Origin of the sequence: Ruegeria sp. HKCCD4315, assembly GCF_013112245.1 — a bacterium.
Classification (GTDB): Bacteria; Pseudomonadota; Alphaproteobacteria; order Rhodobacterales; family Rhodobacteraceae; genus Ruegeria.
Map to the genome: position 1 here is coordinate 924,610 of NZ_WVRN01000001.1, position 19,673 is coordinate 944,282.

Annotated in this window: 21 protein-coding genes; 12 read left to right on the forward strand and 9 right to left on the reverse strand. The window is 58.0% G+C overall.

The features are described from left to right. Positions 1 to 20 precede the first annotated feature (20 nt). Both GS646_RS04590 and GS646_RS04595 read left to right on the forward strand, forming a co-directional pair. Complete coding sequence (locus GS646_RS04590) at positions 21 to 1,130, forward strand: Hint domain-containing protein (protein WP_171647532.1); 1,110 nt, start codon at positions 21 to 23, stop codon at positions 1,128 to 1,130. After that, positions 1,127 to 1,546 (forward strand): NusA N-terminal domain-containing protein, encoded by a 420-nt coding sequence (locus GS646_RS04595; RefSeq protein WP_171186790.1) that lies wholly within the window; start codon positions 1,127 to 1,129, stop codon positions 1,544 to 1,546. Before GS646_RS04590 ends, GS646_RS04595 begins: the two co-directional genes overlap by 4 nt. Here GS646_RS04595 and GS646_RS04600 read toward each other — a convergent pair. Further along, positions 1,526 to 2,428 (reverse strand): DMT family transporter, encoded by a 903-nt coding sequence (locus GS646_RS04600; RefSeq protein WP_171186788.1) that lies wholly within the window; start codon positions 2,426 to 2,428, stop codon positions 1,526 to 1,528. The two genes, GS646_RS04595 and GS646_RS04600, sit on opposite strands and share 21 nt — an antisense overlap. 301 nt (positions 2,429 to 2,729) lie before the next feature. Between GS646_RS04600 and GS646_RS04605 the strand changes: the two genes are divergently transcribed. Further along, entirely contained in the window at positions 2,730 to 3,917 is a 1,188-nt protein-coding gene (locus GS646_RS04605) for an aspartate aminotransferase family protein (RefSeq protein WP_171647529.1), read from the forward strand. Between the two features lie 75 nt (positions 3,918 to 3,992). Next, positions 3,993 to 4,919: an ornithine carbamoyltransferase gene (argF, locus tag GS646_RS04610; protein WP_171094069.1), complete on the forward strand. Its 927-nt coding sequence runs from the start codon at positions 3,993 to 3,995 to the stop codon at positions 4,917 to 4,919. On the opposite strand, the gene GS646_RS04615 is transcribed toward argF, so the two are convergent. After that, positions 4,916 to 5,512, reverse strand: a complete 597-nt coding sequence (locus GS646_RS04615) for a ferric reductase-like transmembrane domain-containing protein (protein WP_174839920.1) — start codon at positions 5,510 to 5,512, stop codon at positions 4,916 to 4,918. The two genes, argF and GS646_RS04615, sit on opposite strands and share 4 nt — an antisense overlap. A gap of 6 nt (positions 5,513 to 5,518) precedes the next feature. Next, positions 5,519 to 6,007: a twin-arginine translocation pathway signal gene (locus GS646_RS04620; RefSeq protein WP_171186784.1), complete on the reverse strand. Its 489-nt coding sequence runs from the start codon at positions 6,005 to 6,007 to the stop codon at positions 5,519 to 5,521. Positions 6,008 to 6,217: 210 nt separating this feature from the next. Here GS646_RS04620 and GS646_RS04625 point away from each other — a divergent pair, with 210 nt between their 5' ends. The 3 genes from GS646_RS04625 to GS646_RS04635 all read left to right on the forward strand — a co-directional run bounded on the left by GS646_RS04625 (position 6,218) and on the right by GS646_RS04635 (position 9,187). Beyond that, positions 6,218 to 7,051 carry a phytanoyl-CoA dioxygenase family protein gene (locus GS646_RS04625; RefSeq protein ID WP_171647616.1) on the forward strand — a complete coding sequence of 278 codons (834 nt, stop codon included), beginning with the start codon at positions 6,218 to 6,220 and terminating at the stop codon, positions 7,049 to 7,051. A gap of 121 nt (positions 7,052 to 7,172) precedes the next feature. Then, positions 7,173 to 8,135, forward strand: coding sequence for a pirin family protein (locus tag GS646_RS04630; RefSeq protein WP_171186780.1), 963 nt, complete (start codon positions 7,173 to 7,175; stop codon positions 8,133 to 8,135). 77 nt (positions 8,136 to 8,212) lie between these two features. Further along, positions 8,213 to 9,187 (forward strand): 2-dehydropantoate 2-reductase, encoded by a 975-nt coding sequence (locus tag GS646_RS04635; RefSeq protein WP_171647527.1) that lies wholly within the window; start codon positions 8,213 to 8,215, stop codon positions 9,185 to 9,187. Positions 9,188 to 9,196: 9 nt separating this feature from the next. Here GS646_RS04635 and GS646_RS04640 read toward each other — a convergent pair whose 3' ends face one another. The 3 genes from GS646_RS04640 to hrpB form a co-directional block, all read right to left on the reverse strand. Further along, on the reverse strand, positions 9,197 to 10,675 hold the full coding sequence (locus tag GS646_RS04640) for an inorganic phosphate transporter (RefSeq protein WP_171186776.1): 1,479 nt from the start codon (positions 10,673 to 10,675) through the stop codon (positions 9,197 to 9,199). An 89-nt stretch (positions 10,676 to 10,764) separates the two neighbouring features. Continuing rightward, positions 10,765 to 11,223, reverse strand: a complete 459-nt coding sequence (locus GS646_RS04645; RefSeq protein WP_171187129.1) for an NUDIX hydrolase — start codon at positions 11,221 to 11,223, stop codon at positions 10,765 to 10,767. Between the two features lie 154 nt (positions 11,224 to 11,377). After that, positions 11,378 to 13,828 carry an ATP-dependent helicase HrpB gene (hrpB, locus tag GS646_RS04650; RefSeq protein WP_171187127.1) on the reverse strand — a complete coding sequence of 817 codons (2,451 nt, stop codon included), beginning with the start codon at positions 13,826 to 13,828 and terminating at the stop codon, positions 11,378 to 11,380. A 176-nt stretch (positions 13,829 to 14,004) separates the two neighbouring features. On the opposite strand from hrpB, the gene meaB reads away from it, so the two are divergent. From meaB to GS646_RS04670, 4 genes are all read left to right on the forward strand, one after another. Further along, positions 14,005 to 14,976, forward strand: a complete 972-nt coding sequence (meaB, locus tag GS646_RS04655; protein WP_171186774.1) for a methylmalonyl Co-A mutase-associated GTPase MeaB — start codon at positions 14,005 to 14,007, stop codon at positions 14,974 to 14,976. Positions 14,977 to 15,161: 185 nt separating this feature from the next. Further along, positions 15,162 to 15,449: a 50S ribosomal protein L28 gene (gene rpmB / locus GS646_RS04660; RefSeq protein WP_171094054.1), complete on the forward strand. Its 288-nt coding sequence runs from the start codon at positions 15,162 to 15,164 to the stop codon at positions 15,447 to 15,449. Between the two features lie 405 nt (positions 15,450 to 15,854). Next, positions 15,855 to 16,205 carry a hypothetical protein gene (locus tag GS646_RS04665; protein ID WP_171186772.1) on the forward strand — a complete coding sequence of 117 codons (351 nt, stop codon included), beginning with the start codon at positions 15,855 to 15,857 and terminating at the stop codon, positions 16,203 to 16,205. Positions 16,206 to 16,249: 44 nt separating this feature from the next. Next, entirely contained in the window at positions 16,250 to 16,738 is a 489-nt protein-coding gene (locus tag GS646_RS04670; protein ID WP_171647525.1) for a copper chaperone PCu(A)C, read from the forward strand. 88 nt (positions 16,739 to 16,826) lie between these two features. On the opposite strand, the gene GS646_RS04675 is transcribed toward GS646_RS04670, so the two are convergent. Together GS646_RS04675 and GS646_RS04680 are read right to left on the reverse strand one after the other, a co-directional pair. Beyond that, positions 16,827 to 17,435 carry an HdeD family acid-resistance protein gene (locus tag GS646_RS04675; protein ID WP_171647523.1) on the reverse strand — a complete coding sequence of 203 codons (609 nt, stop codon included), beginning with the start codon at positions 17,433 to 17,435 and terminating at the stop codon, positions 16,827 to 16,829. A gap of 61 nt (positions 17,436 to 17,496) precedes the next feature. After that, positions 17,497 to 18,195 (reverse strand): NAD-dependent deacylase, encoded by a 699-nt coding sequence (locus GS646_RS04680; RefSeq protein WP_171647521.1) that lies wholly within the window; start codon positions 18,193 to 18,195, stop codon positions 17,497 to 17,499. A 27-nt stretch (positions 18,196 to 18,222) separates the two neighbouring features. Here GS646_RS04680 and GS646_RS04685 point away from each other — a divergent pair, with 27 nt between their 5' ends. After that, a complete protein-coding gene (locus GS646_RS04685; protein WP_171647519.1) occupies positions 18,223 to 18,666 on the forward strand; it encodes a low molecular weight protein-tyrosine-phosphatase in 444 nt (147 codons plus the stop codon). Here the strand turns inward: GS646_RS04685 and GS646_RS04690 are convergent. Continuing rightward, complete coding sequence (locus GS646_RS04690) at positions 18,663 to 19,616, reverse strand: LysR family transcriptional regulator (RefSeq protein ID WP_171186762.1); 954 nt, start codon at positions 19,614 to 19,616, stop codon at positions 18,663 to 18,665. The genes GS646_RS04685 and GS646_RS04690 overlap by 4 nt on opposite strands. Between the last annotated feature and the right edge of the window lie 57 nt (positions 19,617 to 19,673).

Here is a 19,673-nt window from a genome sequence, read left to right on the forward strand (position 1 = left end):
GAACGACAGGCGATATTCTTATGGCTCTTACAGAACTTATTGTCGGTGGGGATTTTCAATCACCCGGCATCACGGGTCCGTTTCAGATCTTCAGCACCTATGGTGCGTGGTTCGGCAACGAAATCGAGATTGGCCAGGAATCACTCTTCTTCACCGGCGGAGATCCGTCAGATCTTGTCCTTGAACTTGATGGCAACGCCGGCCCGACTTCGGTTGTTCAGCAGAGTTTTGTGGTGGCCGGTGACAACCGAGGTGCCACGCTGAGTTTCGACATCGGTGCCCGAAACACGGGCGGGGTGTTTGCAGACCCGGTTCTTGTTGAGGTTGTGGATTCCAGCAACACCGTGATTTTTCAGCAAGTCGTGACACCGACCACTGTGGGAAGTTTCACGAACGTTTCCCTGAACTTCAATTTCGGTGCCGAAGGGACGTACACGCTTCGCTTTACCGAGCAGGGTCCAAACAACAGTCTTGGGACGATACTCGATAATGTCTCGTTGATGGTTTGTTTCACATCTGGCACCCGGATTAAGACACCGGATGGTGAAGTGGACATCGATGACCTTTCAGCGGGCGACTTGGTTTCAACTCTGGACGGTGAGCCGCAGGCTATCCGTTGGATCGGGTCCAAGAAACTCAGCCGTCTGGACTTGATCGCCAATCCCAAAATACGGCCGATACGCATTCGGAAAGGCGCGCTTGGTCTGGGCATGCCAGCAACCGATCTGACTGTTTCCCCTCAGCACCGTCTGTTGGTGCGCTCAAAAGTAGCGCAACGGGTTCTGGGAGAGGCTGAAATACTAGTTCCCGCCAAGAAACTTACCGGGTTGCAGGGGATTGAGAGAGTCGAAGCCTGTGAAGAGGTCGAGTATTTCCATTTTGCACTCGAAGACCACTCAATTGTGGTCGCGGATGGTGCCTATGCCGAATCTCTCTACATCGGCCCCGAAGCCATGAAAATGCTGAGCGCCGATGCAATCGAAGAACTGGAATGTCTGTTTCCCGACCTTCTCGATGAAACAACCAGTCCCACACCCGCGCGACCTTTTCATGCCCACGGAAAGCACATCAACCGATTGTGCCAACGCCTGATTCAGAACAAAAAACCCGTGGTGGAAGCGTCTGCATGACAGATGATATATTTCTGGACCTTCCTGAAGAGCTGAATCTGAAAGGCGAGCGAAACCTGCTCGTCCTGGCAAACGTCCTGATCCGTCAGCAGCAGATCCCACAGGAAACCGCATCGCGGGAAATCGAAGCGGCCTATGTCCGGGCTGCCGAGGCGGAGTATGGGGCCGAGTACGAATTCTGGGCCAAGCTCAAGAAAGACGGGTCAATTGAATTGGCTCAGGTTCTTAAAGTCGTCGATTTGATGGTGAATGAGTACCGTGAAGTCGCGCTCACCGATCTTAGAAACACGCAGTCGGATGCCGAACTTGGGCACTATGTCGTAAATCCCGTGTCCCCCATTCACCCGCACAGGATTTCAGAGTGGTTACGGTCAGGCGAGACACAGATTCGGAACTTATCGATCACTGCGCACTGAAGGGCGTTTAACCACCCGCGCTTCACGCCAGACCAAAATCAGCCCTCCCGCCAGAATAATGGCGGACCCGATCAGGCTTGTCCGATCCGGGATCACATCGAACACGACGAAATCGTAAAACGCAGCAAAGATCAGTGTCGCATAGCTGATCGGTGCTACAAAAGAAGCATCCGCCCGCGCCATGCCATTGACGAAACAGGCTTGCGCGCAGGCCATCAAAACGCCGATTCCAGCCAACGCTGCCCATTGCGCCGAAGTTGGCGTCTGCCACACCGCAATCACTGCAACAGTGGCGATTGCCAATCCCATGGAGTTGTTCACCAATAAGATCTGAATCGGAATTTCGCGGCCAGACAGCTTTTTGATGAAAATTAACTCCATTCCAATGACCGCGGCTGCGGTCAAAGCCAGCAAAGCCGCAGCTTGAAAACTGGCCGGGGTCGGGCGCAACAGAATCAATGCGCCGATAAGGGCAACGGCCGCCGCCAGCCAGCGCCAGGGCCCAACCCCTTCTTTCAATAGCGGGATCGCCAGAACCATGGCAAAAACCGGGTTTAGGAATGAAATCGCAGTAGCATCTGCCATCGGAATGTAAGCGACCGAAGCAAACATCAGTGTGATACCCAGCCACCCAAAACTGGTACGCCCGATATGCAGCCTCCAATGCGGGCGTCTAAGGGTCGGGCGCATTACAGCAACGGCTGAGACAATCACAAGAAACGCAAACAAAAATCGACCATGGCTGATCTGCATCGGATGCAGCGGCGGGCCCAGCGTATCCGTGCCAAGCGCCTTGGCCAGCAAGGTCGTGCCAGCCAGAAGAGCGCTGGCGGCAAAGATAAACAAGGCCGCGAGGGCTGGATTCTGGCGTGCGGGTGTCATGCCGCAGCGGTGCGACACGCGGACGCGAATGACAAGTAGGAAATCTCGCCGTTATTACTTCCGAGCGAATTTTCGAAGCATCGCAAATAAAGGGTTTCCAGATCGAACCAGCCTCGTTATACGGGCCGCCATGATCAAAACCGCACATATCCTGCGACTCCGACGCCGACGCCTGACCGCGTAACCGGCCCGTTTGATCTATTGCGCGTTCAAAATCTGCGCAAACCCCACCAAATCTGTTGACGACCAAGGCTCTCGTGTATCACTCACAGGGCTCAAGCTATTCGAAAAGGATGATCCGATGATCCCGTCCGTTCTGCCGACCTATAACCGTGCGCCCCTGACATTTGTGAAGGGCGAAGGCGCCTGGCTGACCGAGGCGGATGGCCGACGTTTCTTGGACCTCGGGGCGGGGATCGCAGTGAATGCGCTGGGCCACGCGCATCCGGCACTGGTGGCCGCACTGACCGAACAGGCGCACGCCGTTTGGCATGTCTCGAACTTGTACAACATCCCACAGCAGCAGGCGCTGGCCGACAAACTGGTGGAACACACCTTTGCCGATACGGTGTTCTTTACGAACTCGGGCACTGAATCCTGCGAGTTGGCCGTGAAAATGGCTCGTAAGTATTTCTACGACAAAGGTCAGCCCGAGCGGGTCGAGATCATAACCTTTGACGGCTCATTTCATGGCCGGTCCTCGGCTGGTATCGCCGCCGCTGGTTCTGAAAAGATGACCAAAGGCTTCGGCCCGTTGCTGCCCGGCTTCGTTCATCTTGCCTTCGGCGATCTTGACGGCGTCACCAACGCTATAACCGATAAAACCGCAGCGATCCTGATCGAGCCGGTTCAGGGCGAAGGCGGCATCCGCCCGGTGCCTGATGCTGAACTCAAAGCTCTGCGTCAAATTTGCGACGACAACGGTCTACTGTTGATCCTTGATGAGGTCCAATGTGGTGTTGGCCGTACCGGCAAGCTCTTTGCGCATGAATGGGCCGGGATCACTCCAGATATCATGATGGTCGCCAAAGGCATTGGCGGCGGTTTCCCTCTTGGCGCGGTGCTGGCAACCGAAGATGCCGCCTCGGGCATGACGGCTGGCACCCATGGCTCGACCTATGGCGGCAACCCGTTGGGCTGCGCTGTGGGCTGCGCTGTGATCGATCAGGTCGCAACGCCTGCGTTCCTCGAAGGCGTAAACCGCAAGGCTGGTCTTCTGCGGCAAAAGCTCGAAGGCCTGATCGCCGACCACCCTGATGTGTTCGAAGAAGTTCGCGGCTCTGGCCTGATGCTTGGCCTCAAGTGCAAGGCACTCAATATCGATGTAGTGAATGCGGGGTATGACCACGAAGTCATTACTGTCCCTGCCGCCGACAACGTAATCCGTCTCCTGCCACCACTGACATTGACCGAGGATGACATCGCACAGGCCATGATCCGCCTCGACAAGGCCGCAATACAAATCGAAACCCAGCTTGCAACGGCCTAAGCTTCATCTTTTCCCAAATACTCCGGGGGTGTGGGGGCTTGCCCCCACACGTCATCAGCCAAAAAGCGAAGTAAAATGAACCATTTCCTCGACATCCATAAAACCGACGCCGCCGACCTGAGGGCCATGATTGATCAGGCAGGTGCAATGAAGCAGGCGCGTCTGGGTCGACCCAAGGCAGCACTTGATCAGGAACAACCTCTGAAAGACCGGATGGTCGCGTTGATCTTTGAAAAGCCTTCGACCCGGACGCGCGTATCCTTTGACGTTGGCGTGCGCCAGATGGGTGGGCAGACCATGGTGCTTTCGGGCAAGGACATGCAACTGGGCCATGGCGAGACGATTGCCGACACAGCCCGCGTGCTGTCCCGTTATGTCGACATGATCATGATCAGGACCTTTGATGAAACGATCCTGACCGAGATGGCAGAATACTCGGACGTGCCGGTGATCAATGGCCTGACCGACCGCACGCATCCCTGCCAGATCATGGCCGACGTGCTGACGTTCGAAGAACATCGCGGCCCCATCGCAGGTAAAAAAGTGGTCTGGACCGGAGATGGGAATAACGTCTGCGCCTCGTTCCTGCACGCAGCGGGCCAGTTCGGGTTCGATCTGACGTTCACAGGTCCGGCGCAATTTGATCCCGAAGAAGAATTCATGGGTTTTGCCCGCCAGAAGGGCTCGCAAATCGTGGTGGAACGCGACCCGTTCAAAGCCGTTGAAGGGGCTGATCTTGTGGTCGCAGACACCTGGGTTTCCATGCATGATTCCCAATCGGCCAAAGAACGTCGCCACAACCTGCTGCGCCCCTATCAGGTCAACACGGAACTTATGTCCCACGCCAAACCGGATGCGTTGTTCATGCACTGCCTGCCCGCGCACCGTGAAGAAGAAGCTACGTCCGAGGTGATGGACGGCCCGAACTCCGTCATTTTCGATGAAGCAGAAAATCGTCTTCACGCGCAAAAAGCGGTCATGCGCTGGTGCCTCGGCGTTTAGGCTCGTCGACGGATATCCCAAACCTTTAGCTTGGCGAGCGTCCGTACGCTCGCCAAGAGAACCAGAACGCATAACGTGGTCTTGGTCATGATTTCCATTGTTCCCTCGATCAGCATCGCGTGAACAACGCTGCCGATAATTGTCACCATTGCTAGACCGGTATGGCTAAGTCGCCAAAGGCGAAACCGCAGGTTCAAACGTTGGCGCATGACACCCAAAAGAGCCGCTGCAAAAGCTGACCACAACGCGATGACACCCCAATTCGAAAACGGGGTGGCTGAAACAAAAAGCAAGGCGTCGACTACGTCTGGCGGGCTGGTAATCCATAGACCTCCCACATGGATCAATATGGCCACGATCAGGGCCAATCCACACCGCCTGTGCCAATGGCGGCTGGACACAGGGGAAAGTCCAGGCAACCAGCGCCCGGCCAGCAGCGGTTGCAGCAGCAAAAGGCACATTCCGATAATGCCCGCAAATCCGGAGAGAATGTAGATCGGATCACGCCACGCCAGATAGGGGCTGTGGGCCGCTGCGATGACCGGGATTGCTAGGGCTGCACTCAACAGCACCCAGATCAGGCTGCGCCTCAGCACCACTCAGAGAGGCTGCAATACAAAATGCGCGGCGAGCGTCTTGTCCTTTGCGCTCGACATCACAGGGCGCAGGAAAACGGTCTCGAACTCCCCGCTGTCATAGGCCAAATGCCCGTGAGGTTGACCGAAGGCGGGCACGATTTGCGGCATCTCCAGCCGAAACTCACCCTTCGCATCCGTCAACGTCGCGCCATGGCTGTGCGGATCGCGTTCGTGCCCCTCGGTCGTGTGCGCCCAGATCTGAATGCGCTGGCCGGGCAGGGGAGCTCCGTCGCCTGCACGCCGCACCGTGCCGGTCATCCAGAACCCACCGCCACCGATCCGGTTCACAATAGGTGCTCCGGGACGGTAATTGTTCGATCCACCCCGCATCGACGGCGTTGGTGCAAGCCCGCTCGCACGTGCCGGTAACAAAAGCCCCGAGGCCCCAGTTGCCACAACAGCGGCACCTTGGGTGATCAGTAAACGACGGGAGAGCAACGCGTCAGCCATTGAGAAACCTCCAATCCGCGACCCCTTACGGTCCGATATCGATACTCAAGATAGCATGGTTCCGGTGGATTCCGAGGCACACCGGATCACAAAATCTTACTCTCACGGTTCTGTGAGGCGGACAGGGGAGGCGGCACCGAATCTTTTTGACGTTTCGTTTTACAAGGTGCGATGCTTACGGACATTGTGTTTGAAACGAAAGGTCGTGCCATGACACAAGCGGATCAGGTCTCAGCCGAGGATATAGCTGCATTCCGACACGACGGTGCAGTTATTCTGAGGTCCAAATTCTCGCGCGACTGGCTGTCGTTGTTGCGTGAAGGCATCGACGCCGACCTTGAAAATCCGACTAACAATTTCACGCGCCATACCAAGGACCCCAATGCCCCCGGCTATTTCGAGGATTACTGGGCCTGGAACAAGATCCCCCAATTCACCGAGTTCGTGCGCAACTCACCTTGCGCGTCACTTGCTGCCGGGTTGCTCGGCGCACCGTCCATCAACCTTGTTATGGACAACTGGTTCCTTCGTGAAGCCGGATCAACATCGCGCCCGCCGTTTCATCAGGATTTGTCCTATTTCGATTTCGAAGGCACTATGTGCGTGCTGTGGTTGCCGCTGGAGCCGGTGACGAAGGAAAACGGCATCGCATTCGTCAAAGGTTCGCACCTGTGGAACAAGCTGTTCATGCGGGTGCGCTTTGCTGATGGGCATCCAAGTTATGAACCGACTGAGGTTGCCGGGCAAACCTATCACCCGCCACCTGATGTAAACGCGGACCCCGATGCGTATGACCTGTTGCAATGGGATCTGGAGCTTGGGGACTGCATCTTTTTCGATATGCGAACCTTGCATGGCGGGCTATCGGCAACGACCCCGACGGAAACGGTTCGCCGTTTTACCCTCCGCATGACCGCTCCGGATGGCGTCATTCGATACCGCGGCGACTGGGCCAAGGGCGAGCGTGCGCAGTTCGAGGCCGCTGGATATGGCGAAGGGGATCGGATCGACGGCGCATTCTTCCCTCAACTTTGGCCAAGATAAGGACGCTCGTTTCGCACCCAGTATGTGCGAAGATGCACTTTATCAGGACGTGGTTAGGGTTATCTCTGTTATCAGCGAACGATGTGCCAGCCCGGCCATCTGAGATTTAGGGAGAAAAGGAATGAGTTGGAACCCGACCCACAATCCAGATTGCGTCTCGGAAAATCCGGCGCTGGATACGTTGATTATTCCGCGCGCCCGAGATCTGGGAGGTTTCGAGGTGCGCCGCGCTTTGCCTTCGGTCCAACGGCAATTGGTGGGCCCGTTCATCTTCTTCGATCAAATGGGTCCGGCTGAATTCATCACCGAAGGTGGCATAGACGTGCGGCCCCACCCGCATATCGGGTTGGGCACGGTCACGTACCTCTATCAGGGCGAGTTTGAGCACCGCGATAGCCTTGGCACCCACCAGATGATCTATCCGGGTGAGGTCAACTGGATGGTAGCAGGGCGCGGCGTGACCCATTCCGAACGCACCAGCGATGAAACTCGTAGTAAGAAACACAGTCTGTTTGGCATCCAGACCTGGATCGCCTTGCCCGAAGCGCATGAGGACATGGCGCCCGACTTTGAGCACCACAAACAAGGCGCGCTGCCGCACATTCAGGATGCGGGTGTCAGCGCGCGGCTAATCCTGGGCTCAGCCTATGGTGAGTCCAGCCCGGTCACCATGCTGTCTGAGACGTTCTATCTGGATGTACAGCTTGAGCCCGGCGCGTCCTTCCCGCTGCCAGACGATCACGAGGATCGCGGTGTCTATGTGACGCAGGGTTCAGTCGAGATCGCGGGCGACACGTTTGACGAAGGCCGCATGATGGTGTTCCGCCCCGGAGACAAACTGTCGGTCAAGGCGGGCCCTTTGGGGGCGCGGCTGATGCTGCTGGGCGGCGCGACACTGAACGAAGACCGTTATATCTGGTGGAACTTCGTTTCGTCTTCGAAAGAAAAGATCGAAACCGCAACGCGTGAGTGGAAAAGCGCCGATTGGGCCAATGGTGCCTTTCATCTTCCGCCCGGTGACGACCAGGAATTTATTCCGATTTCTGAGGAACTTGAGCGAACCAAGCCACGTCTGGCGCGATAACGGGCCGTCCCTAGTGGGGCGGGGTTGTGTAACCGACGGTTTGCGGTGATCCTTTCAGGTATTTCTGAGGGGGTATTATGAAAGTTGTTATTGCGGGTGCAGGCAGTATTGGCTGTTATTGCGGAGCACTGTTGGCCCGAGCGGGCCGTTCCGTCACCTTACTGGGCCGTGCGTATGTGCTGGATCCGATCCGCGAAAACGGGTTGACGGTCACGGATTTTGGCGGGCTCGATTATACCGCACCAGCAGGGTCGTTGGCTCTCAGCCAGGATCCAACCTGTCTGGGGCATGCGGAACTGATCATCGTTACCGTGAAATCGGGGGCTACGGCGGATATCGCCGACCAGATCAGCACCGAGGCTTTGCCAGACGTGCCGGTTCTGTCCTGGCAGAACGGGATCGAAAACGCAGCGACCTTGCGCGCAACCCTGCCCGGGCGTGATGTGCGCGCCGGAATGGTGCCTTTCAACGTTGTGCCAAATGGCCCTGGCACCTATCACCGGGCGACATCGGGCGAGATTGTTATTGAAAGCGGTCCGGGCGATCTGGCGTCCCGCCTCAGCAGCCCGGATCTGCCTGTTTTGGCGAGCGACCAGATCGAAGCCGTGCAATGGGGCAAGTTGCTGATCAACCTGAACAACGCGCTGAATGCGTTGTCAGGCCTTACGATTGTGGATCAACTGACAAACCGCGACTGGCGCATCCTCGTTGCAGATCAGATGGCAGAAGCGCTTTCCGTTCTAAAAGCAGCGGGGCACCCTGTGGCCTCTACCACGCCGCTTCCCGCCTGGATGACCCCGCATATCCTGCGGCTGCCGACGCCCTTATTCACCCGCATTGCGGCCAGGATGCTGACCATTGATCCCAGCGCCCGAACCTCGATGGCCTACGATTTGATGGCTGAACGGCAAACGGAAATCGATAGCTTGCAAGGTCATATCATACGACTGGGTCGAGAAACCGGCGTGCCGACACCCATCTGCACGCAAGTGTCTGATCTGATCAAACACGCGCCCGATCATCCGTTGACGCCGGATCAGATCAGGCTGTAACCACTCCGGTTACACGAAGGCAGTCAACATCCAATAGATAACGGCCGACATGGTTGCAGCAGCAGGTACGGTGATCACCCATGCCGCCACAATGGTCATGAAGTGTGAGCGTCGTACCAGCTTGCGACGACGGTACTCCTCTGGGGCCAGACTTTGGGTCGCTGCACGTTGAAAACTGACTTGCTTGCGCCGCCGTTCAGAGTGCCATTCACGGTAAAAGCCGACGCCAAAGACCGCACCCACTGCAATATGTGTTGAGCTGACCGGAAGGCCAAGCCAGCTGGCTACGATCACGGTAATCGCTGCCGAAAGGGCAACGCAGAAGGCTCGCATGGGGTTCAGCTTGGTGATCTGGCTGCCGACCATACGGATGAGCTTGGGGCCGAACAGGAACAGGCCGAACGAAATGCCAAACGCGCCGATGATCATCACCCAAAGCGGGATTGTAACTTTTGAAGCGAAATCTCCGAATTCCGCCGCGTGCACAATCGCAGCCAAAGGACCGACCGCGTTGGCCACGTCATTGGCACCATGGGCGAAACTCAGGAACGTGGCCGAAATGATCAGAGGCAGGCCAAAGAGGGTTTTCAGCGATCGTGTCCGGTTTTCAAGACCTTCGGACTTGCGCCGCACCCAAGGTACGGCGGCGGACCAGGCCAGCAGACCCGCGCCGAAGCCGATCACAAGAGCCATCTCAAGTTCGATTTTCACGATGCGTTTCAGACCTTTGACCGCGAGGTAGGTTGCAAAAGCCCCTGCCATCATCGCCACAAGAATAGGCACCCATTTTCGGGCAGCTGCAATCTTGTCGTCCTGATACTGGATCTTGGCCTTGATGAGCGCCAGAAAACACGCGGCAATCACACCGCCCAGCACGGGCGAGATCACCCAACTGGCTGCAATCGCGCTCATCGTGCCCCAGCTGACTGCGCTCAGCCCCGCAGCTGCGACTCCGGCCCCCATAACCCCGCCGACAACCGAGTGCGTGGTCGATACCGGCGCACCGACCCAGGTCGCCAGATTGACCCACATGGCTGAAGAAATCAGAGCCGCCATCATGGCCCAGATGAACACATTGCTGTTCTGAACCGAAGTAGGGTCGATAATGCCCTTCGAGATGGTCGAGACCACATCGCCACCTGCCAGCAACGCGCCCGCGCTTTCGGCAATGGCGGCAATCACAATGGCCCCGCCCATGGTCAGCGCGTTTGCACCAACTGCCGGGCCCATGTTGTTGGCCACATCATTGGCGCCGATATTGATCGCCATATAGGCCCCGAAAGCGGCAGCAGCCACCACGATATAGCTGCCCTCTGCTTGGCCAAACAGAACGGCTGCCAGCAGTCCTGCAACGACCATGAACGCCAACGCGATGCCGGGTGCTAGCATGGGGCGCGACACGTGTATGCTGGCGTTTTCAACGCGAGAAATGCGATGCAGATCGGTATCTAGCGCCTGCCAGCGTGGTTTTGGGTTTGTATCAGACATGGGCTTGATCAGTTTTTCAAAGACCGCCCGCAGCTAACGGTTCGCTATTGCAAGAGCAAGCCACGTGTCATGAAATTGTTGTGTAAACGTTACATTTTGCGCAACAACGCCCGCAACTCAGGTTCCTGCACGTGCGAAGCCGCCTCAGCCGGGGAAAACCATTTGCGTGTTCGCTGATGAGCTTCGGGGAAATCTTCGACCAGCTTGCTGACAGCAATCCGGTAGACACTGGTCAGCACCGGCTGAGCAGACCCGTCCTTGAGGATTTTGTCATAGGTAAAGTGGCCTACCGGCGTCTTATCAACGGTTTCCGCGCGCACTCCGGCCTCTTCCCAAGCTTCCTGCAGTGCTGTTTCAGCCCCGTCCAGACCGTCGATGGGCCAACCTTTCGGAATGATCCAGCGACCTGTGTCACGGCTTGTGATCAACAGAACTTCGTCCTGGCCTTTCTTCTTTCGGGTGCATAGGGCCGCGAACTGCACCCGCCGAGGGCGCAGGATCAGAGGTCTGCCGACCTCTTCCCATAGATTTCCCAGTTTTGAGCCCATTAGAAGCGGTTTACCCATATGCTGTCATCGGAATTGAAGGGACGTAACAGTGGAAATGTTGAATTTCAATTAAATCTTCAGGAATTCTCAGTTCGCGAGCGGTTTTAGGGGCGGATTGCGGAAGTACTGTGTGTTTTGAGCTTTTGGGGCGAGTCTAATCGCGCCTGCGTTTGGCTCTTAGCGTGGGGTCGGCTTGGGTTGGGTCCTCGGGCCAGGGATGTTTGGGGTATTGCGCCCTCATGTCCTTACGGACGTCCGCGTAAGAGCCAGCCCAAAATCCAGGCAGATCGCGTGTGATCTGGATTGGGCGCTGCGCAGGGGACAGAAGGGTGATCTTCAGCGGCGTGCCCCCGACAACCGGATGACGGGACACGCCAAACAACTCCTGCAACCGGACCGAGATTTCTGGGACCGCAGCACTGTAATCAATCGGCACCTTGCGCCCCAGCGGTGTTTCAAACGACCCCGGCGCGCGCCGGTCCAGCTCTTGCGTTTGGGACCAATCCAATCTGGCGCGCAAGGCGGGCAATAGATCGAACCGCTTCCAATCTTCTGCACTTTTGACACCTGAGAGCATCGGCAGGAGCCAGCCCTCCAAACTGGCCATCAGACCCTCGACCGAGAAATCGGGCAAGTCGACCCCGTCCGCGCGAACCAGTTCGACCCGAGCCGCCAGGCGGGCGGCAGCCCCATCCAATCGTAAGCCCAGATCACGTACCCCGTCCAACATTGTCCTGGCGACAACATCATCCGGGACATCCTTCCAGATACGATCATCCAGCGTGATCGAGCCGAACCGCTCCTGCCGTCGGGACACAACCCGGCGTTCGCGTTTCGACCATGTACAGCTGTCTATCCATGCGATTTGATCCGAGAACAAATCCCGGATCTCTTGTTCCGAGATCTGCGTGGCCAGTCGCACCTTTGCTTCGCGCGGGTTGCCATCCGTATCGGTCACAACCAAGTAAGGCGCGCCTGCCAGCGTGTCGCCGTTGTCCAGAACAACGCCCTTGCCGCCCGACAACACATAGCGTGGTGCTTCCCCCTTGCGCCTTTGTCCTATGCGATCTGGATAGGCGAGGGCGGCCATGGCAGCCGTGCTTTGCGGCTCGGATCCGTCTGTGACTTGCGCCCGCAACCGTTTGGCCTCGGCCTTTATTCGGTCCAGGGCACCCATATTCACCTGCCAGACGCGGTTGCGTTGAAACGCCCGCACATCCCGCAGCGCCTCTTGCCGCAGCGCGATATCGACCGGAGCACCGCGCAGAGGATCGCGTTCGGCCATCAGTGCTGCCAGTGATGCGGCCTGCACGCCTGCGCGGTCTAACATGTGACCCAGCCTGGGGTGCAGAGGCAGCGCCGCCAAGGCGCGCCCGTGATCCGTGATCCGGCCGTTGCTGTCCAATGCGCCCAGCATTCTTAGCAAAGCCCGCGCCTCGGACATGGTTCCGTCCGGTGGTGGGGTTAGGAAAGCCAGGTCGCTGGCATCCGCGCCCCAAAGAGCCAGCTCTAACGCCAACCCGGTCAAATCGGCTGCCTCAATCTCGGCTGGCGGGTAGGCAGCCAGCGCGCCTTCCTCACCTTTTGACCAGAGCCGATAACAAACGCCTTCGGCCACACGGCCTGCGCGGCCTGCGCGTTGCGTCGCTTCGGCGCGTGTCACGCGGTCTGTGACCAGCCGCGACATGCCCGAGCCCGGATCAAACCGCGCCCGCCGTGCTTGGCCCATGTCCACGACCACCCGGATATCTGGGATGGTCAGCGACGTTTCGGCAATCGACGTCGCCAGAACCACTTTGCGCCCGCTTTTAGCGGGGGCAATTGCCGCGCGCTGGGCGGCAAAGGGCATTGCTCCGAACAGCGGATGCACGGCGCAGGCTTCGGGCAGCCGGGACTTCAACGCGCCTTCAGCCCGACGGATCTCGCCCTCGCCGGGCAGAAAAACCAAAAGGCCACCCCCTGTTGCGCGCGTTTCACGCTCGGCCTGTACCACCAGTTCAACCAGTGCATCCAGACGCCGAGCCTGAGGCGCAAGAGGGCGATCCAGCCAGCGGGTCTCGACCGGAAAGCTGCGCCCTTCGGACGTGATCAGCGGGGCGTTCATCAACCGGCCCACGGGTTCAGCGTCCAATGTGGCGGACATGGCCAGCAGGATCAGATCATCCCGCAGCGCACCCGCCACCTCAAGACACAGCGCCAGTCCGAGATCGGCGTTCAGAGAGCGTTCGTGGAACTCGTCAAAAATCACCGCGCCAATGCCAGGCAGATCAGGGTCGGATTGCAGCATCCGGGTCAGGATGCCTTCGGTAACGACCTCGATCCGCGTGACTTTAGACACTTTCGTGTCGCCGCGCACGCGGTAACCCACGGTTTGCCCCGCGCGTTCGCCCAGAGTTTCGGCCATCCGCTCGGCTGCCGCCCGCGCCGCCAGGCGGCGGGGCTCCAACATCACGATCTTACCGTCGCGCAGGCCTGCTTCCAGCATCGCCAATGGCACCCGCGTGGTTTTGCCTGCGCCCGGTGGTGCTTGCAAAACTGCTCGCCCATGTTTGCTTAGGGCTTCCAGCAAGTCGGGAACGGCGTCATCTATCGGCAGGCTTGTTATCATGCGGACCTTATCCGCCATCGTTTCGATGCCGTCTAGTTCCCGCACGCCCATCGGCACCTTTCCCAGAACGAAATGACGCAGGTTTTGTTTGGAATGCATTTCACGCGTTCTCTGGTCTGGACAAACGCCCCCTGACCACGGCAACTATTCCTGCCTCATGGATCGGGACAAGAATGCAGACAGACAGTTTAAGCGACAGGATTTTGAATGGTGAGCGTCGGGCGCTGGCGCGTGCGATTACTCTGGTCGAAAGTAACCGTGCTGATCACCGGGCACAGGCCAGCGATCTTTTGGCCCAACTGGCAGGATCCGGACGTCAGGCGTTGCGGATTGGTCTGTCGGGGACGCCCGGTGTGGGTAAGTCCACTTTCATCGAAAGCTTTGGCATGATGCTGACAGGGCAGGGGCTGCGCGTGGCGGTATTGGCGGTTGATCCCAGCTCGGCCCGTTCGGGTGGCTCGATTCTGGGTGACAAGACCCGGATGGAGCGCTTGAGCCGTGAAAAAAACGCCTTTATCCGTCCTTCTCCCAGTCAAAGCCACCTCGGTGGCGTTGCACGCCGCACCCGTGAGGCCATCGCCCTGTGCGAGGCTGCGGGCTATGATGTGGTGCTGACCGAAACCGTGGGGGTCGGTCAGTCGGAAACGGTTGTGTCCGAGCTGTCGGATCTGTTCCTGCTGTTGTTGGCCCCTGCGGGCGGAGACGAATTGCAGGGTGTGAAGCGCGGCATCATGGAAATGGCCGACATCATCCTGATCAATAAAGCCGATGGTGACTTGAAGGCGACCGCAACGCGTACCTGCGCTGACTATGCAGGCGCATTGCGGCTGCTGCGCAAGCGTCCACAAGACCCGGAAGGCTTTCCCAAGGCCATGACTGTTTCAGCGGTTGAAGAGCAGGGCCTGGAGCAGGCATGGGACGAAATCCAATCCTTGACCCGATGGCGTCGTGACAATGGCATATGGGACGCAAACCGTTCCGCACAGGCGCGCTACTGGTTCGATCAAGAGGTTCGTCATGCTCTGCTTGCGCGCCTTGACACGCCGCAAGCCAGGGCCGAGATGGAGCGTTTGAACGCCGAAGTCTCAGCGGGCCATTTGAACCCGGCCAAAGCGGCGGAAGAACTGCTCAGCACGCTGACCTGATGGTTGGGCGCGGGCGAGGATCGTGATGGCCGAGCAAAATGAAAGATTTCGCGCGGCCTGTCTTGACCCTCCCGGCGATTCCCACTACACGCATCCAACCAGTTTTCGGGCGCGACTTCGGGTTGCGCCCCTTGTGATTTGGCCAAGGGTCTGAAGCCCGGCCTCCAGAAACAAAGGAAGAAACCATGTCGCGCCGTTGCGAACTGACCGGAAAAGGCCCGATGACTGGCAACAATGTCAGCCACGCCAACAACAAAACCAAACGTCGTTTCCTGCCGAACCTGAACGACGTCACCCTGCAGTCCGAGACTCTGGGCCGTGGCGTCAAGCTGCGCATCTCGGCAGCTGCACTGCGCTCGGTCGACCACCGCGGTGGTCTGGACGCGTTCCTGGCCAAAGCCAAGGACGAAGAGCTGTCGGCAAACGCACTGAAAGTGAAAAAGGAAATTGCCAAGGCGCAAGCATCGGCCTAAGCCTTTTTCCTTATGAAATTCAAAGTCCTGCACCTTTAAGTGCGGGGCTTTTTTTGTCGCGGCCTCCGATGAGTGGCTGGCATTGTTCCCAATTTCGAAATTATTTTTCTCGATTGGTGAATTTCTTCACATACAGAGGTTCGAATCTAACCTAACGTCAGGGCATTCATCAGGCGGGGGCCCTATAATGTCGTTAAAAAGTTTCTACATTTTTTTGTTTCTGGCCGCTGTGTTTCGTAAGGCAATTGCAGCCTGTTCACAGATGCAGCGCAGGGTGAACCGGACCCATACCAGCTTCACCGCAAGCCAGGTGAAACGGACCGGACTGGACTACTAAGACCTGCTTCAAGCGCGACCCTTTTGCGCTTGAAGCGCCTTCGGGCGCTGACCTATACCAAGGTCAGGATGAGACCTAAGACTACCAGATTCCTACCTTTCGTCGTTTCCCTGCTGCTGATGCTGACCGGGCAGGGCGTTGCCATGTCACGTGGTATGGACACTGCTGTGGGTCAGATGGTGCTGTGCACCGGTACTGGCCCGGTTGTTGTCTATATGGACGAAAGTGGTCGGCCCACGGCGCCACCGCATTATTGCCCGGATTACGCGTTGTCCCTTATGGGTGCGATTGCTGCGGCCTATCCCCCGATGCCCGCACCGCCGGAACTGTCGCAGCCCGCGCCGTTACGGGATGTCGGTAATCAGATTGCATTGCCAGTTCCCCACACCCCGGCCCGTGCACCGCCAGTTGTTGTTTGAAACTCCATCTTTTTTCGAGAAATCAAACAACAAGGAGACACGCGATGTCTTTCAAATCAAATCTGCTCGCAACCCTGGCCGCGATGACCCTGGCCGTTCCTGCATTGGCTGATGGTACCATTTCTGTGGATGACGCTTATGCCAGATCCTCGGGTAAAACCGCCAAGGCTGGTGCCGCGTTCATGATGATCCAGAACCAGGGTGACACGGACGACCGCCTGATTGGCGCAACGTCAGATGCTGCGGCGCGCGTTGAGCTGCACACGCACAAGGTTGATGACAATGGTGTGGCCAAGATGGTGCATGTCGAAGAAGGCTTTGTGATTCCTGCAGGCGAAACCCACATGCTGAAACGCGGTGGTGACCACGTTATGTTCATGGGTCTGACTGCACCGTTTGAGCAAGATGCTACGGTCCCGGTGACACTGATTTTCGAGAATGCTGGTGAGGTTGAGATCGAGATCCCCGTCGACCTTGAACGTCAGGACAAAGGCGGACACGGGTCACACGATCACGGATCGCATTCAGATTAAAGCGCGAGTCTTCGGACAGTCCGACGACCTTTGAATAACGTCAGGCCGGGCACTGCCCGGCCTGAAACGCTTTTGGTCAATGGCCGCTCTACTTATTGACGGTCTTCAATCCGACCCTGTCACCCGCTTTGCGGAATCGGGAAGCCAGCCAGAACATGACGGCAGAAATTGCAAGCGCTGAGAAGGCGATACCCCAGCCCAACGCCACCAGCGCTACTGCTGGCCAGATCATAAGAACCAACCCGATAACCAAAGCCACAAAGCCCGAGACCCTCATGGAGCCACGCTGTGGGTCCCGCTCATGCATCTGTTGAGCCGCTGCCAGTGAACCGATTCCGATAATCAATGCCCATGCGCCCAAAAGGAAAAAGGCAAGCTTGACCGTGCCTTCGGGCCAAATCAACAGGATCAAACCGATCAGAAGTGCGCCGATTGCAGCGCCTCCCAACACCCCGCGACGTCCGATCCCCAAAAGTGTCAGGCCGCCATCTAAAATCAACAGTACACCGACCAGTTGCAACAGCATGGCGATGCTGCCAGACGGCCAGAACAGCGCAGCGATGCCCACAATTCCCGCAAGAACGCCGCGCAGCAAGAAGGTCCACCAGAGATTGGACAATTGCGCGCCCAGCAGGTCGCGTTGGGCCATGCTGCCATCCTCAAGGATTTCGCCGGTTTTGGGTTCTTGGTCGGTCATGGCAGATCCTCCGGTAGTTTCGGATGCAATCTAAGCAAATAAATCAAGCGTTGTCTGCACCTTATGAGGGTCGCGCCAGCAATTGCTCAACCCAGTGCGGCACAGTTTCTGACGCTTTGCCGAGGATATATGTGTCAAATCCCGAGGCCCCAAGCGTCGGCTCCAGATTAATCTCTACGGTTTGTGCGCCCGCGGCTTGTGCCTCGTGCACAAACGCTGCAGCCGGATAGACCTGACCTGAGGTGCCGATGGCGGCGAAAAGCGACGCGCTGGCCAGATGGTCGTAAATCTCATCCATGTGGTACGGCATCTCTCCGAACCAGACCACATCGGGACGGGCCGTTGGCTGGTTGCAGGATGGGCAGGGCTCACCCACGGCCATCTCAGGTGGAGCGATCCAGCGATGCCCACAGGCCGAACACAACGCACCTGCCAGTGTCCCGTGCATGTGAATGACATTTCGCGCGCCACCAGCTTCGTGCAGGCTGTCGACGTTCTGAGTGACGATCACCACTTCTCCGGGCCAGTCCCGTTGCAGACGTGCCAGTGCTTTGTGAGCGGCATTCGGTTCTACGCCCGCCGCCTGAGTGCGACGCGCATTGTAAAATCCCTGCACCAAGGCCGGGTTGCGGGCGAAGCCTTCGGGTGTGGCCACATCCTCAATCCTGTGTTGCGCCCATAGCCCGTCCTCATCGCGAAAGGTGCTGAGCCCGCTTTCGGCGGAAATTCCGGCTCCGGTCAAAATGACGATCTTTTCCATGTCCCCTCCACACGCTACAGCTTTGCCATGTCACACCGTATCCTCTTTGTCTGTCTCGGCAACATTTGCCGATCCCCCGCGGCCGAGGGCGTCTTTCGCTCTCGCGCGCCGCATCATTCAATCGACAGTGCCGGAACAATGGGTTGGCACGCGGGTAAACCACCCTACGGACCGATGCAGGCCGCCGCAAAAGCCAGGGGCTATGACCTCAGCGACCTGCGTGCCCGTCAGTTCACGGCGGCCGATTTCGAACGTTTCGATCTGATCATCGGCATGGATGCAAACAACATGGCGGATATCGAAGATCTGCGCCCTGCAGGCAATAACACGCCTGTGCGCCTGCTGACCGACTTTGCCCATGAAACCCAGTCTGATCATGTGCCTGACCCCTATTATACGCGGGATTTCGATAGTGCGCTGGATCTGATCGAAACAGCAGTAGCCGGCTTGGCCGCTCATCTGGAGCGCTAGCCGCCGATCACCTTCAACTGACCGTTCAGCCAAGGCAGTTTGTTGAGGGCCGGTTCGATGATCTGGTTTTGCATCAGCCGACGTGTCATTCCCGCGACCTCCTGCGGCACCTGATCCGACCAATCGGTGCGGGCCAAAAGAGAGATCGTGCGAGAGAAATCTCCGAACGGGGCAGGGTGGGCCTCTAAGCCATCATGGAACCGTGTTGCACGCATGAAACCCAACGGCGTCGTGATCGCCCAGCCCAGGCCACGCGCGACCATGGCCATCAGCGCCATATGCGACCCGATCTCAAACCGTTCCTCGAACTCCTGCGCCTCACGCGCCATATGCACTTCGATCTGGCGACTGATCAGTTGCTCGCGGGCATAGCGTAGAAACGGTAAACCGTCTTGCACCGCCGCCACGCCGCCAGACCCCTTCGGGGCCACCAGAATGAATGGATCGCGCACCAGAGGATATTCGACCACTCCCTCTAACACCTCGCCGCTATGGGCGGTGACCGCCATATGTAGCCGTTGTTCGGCCAACGCCTCGAACAGATCCAAGCTGGACAGGGTGATCAGTTTGAAATTCGACCGTGTCAGGCTGTCCGCCAGCAGCGTGGCCAGCCGTGGGGTCAGATCGTTGTCGAAATCGTCGATCAACCCGATGGAAAGCGTGGTCAGGTGTCCCAGTTCCATGACCGACAGCTCGCTTTGTGCCATCTGCAACTCGGCCAAAACAGCCTCGGCCCGTTCCAGAAAACTGCGCCCGGCTTGCGTCAATCGCATCGGGCGTCGTCCGTGATCGACCAGATCGGTGCCCAGCGCCTTTTCCAGATTGCGCAATTGCTGAGAAACGGATGGCTGGCTAAGCCCGGTGATCTCGGCGGCCTGCGCTACCGATCCCGTCCGCGCCAAAGCCTCGAACACCTCAAGGCCCCGCAGGGTCAGCCCTTTCATCACCATCGAACACACCTTTCGCTGCGCCTTTTCTGGGGCGCAGCTTGCATCAGGTCAAGGATT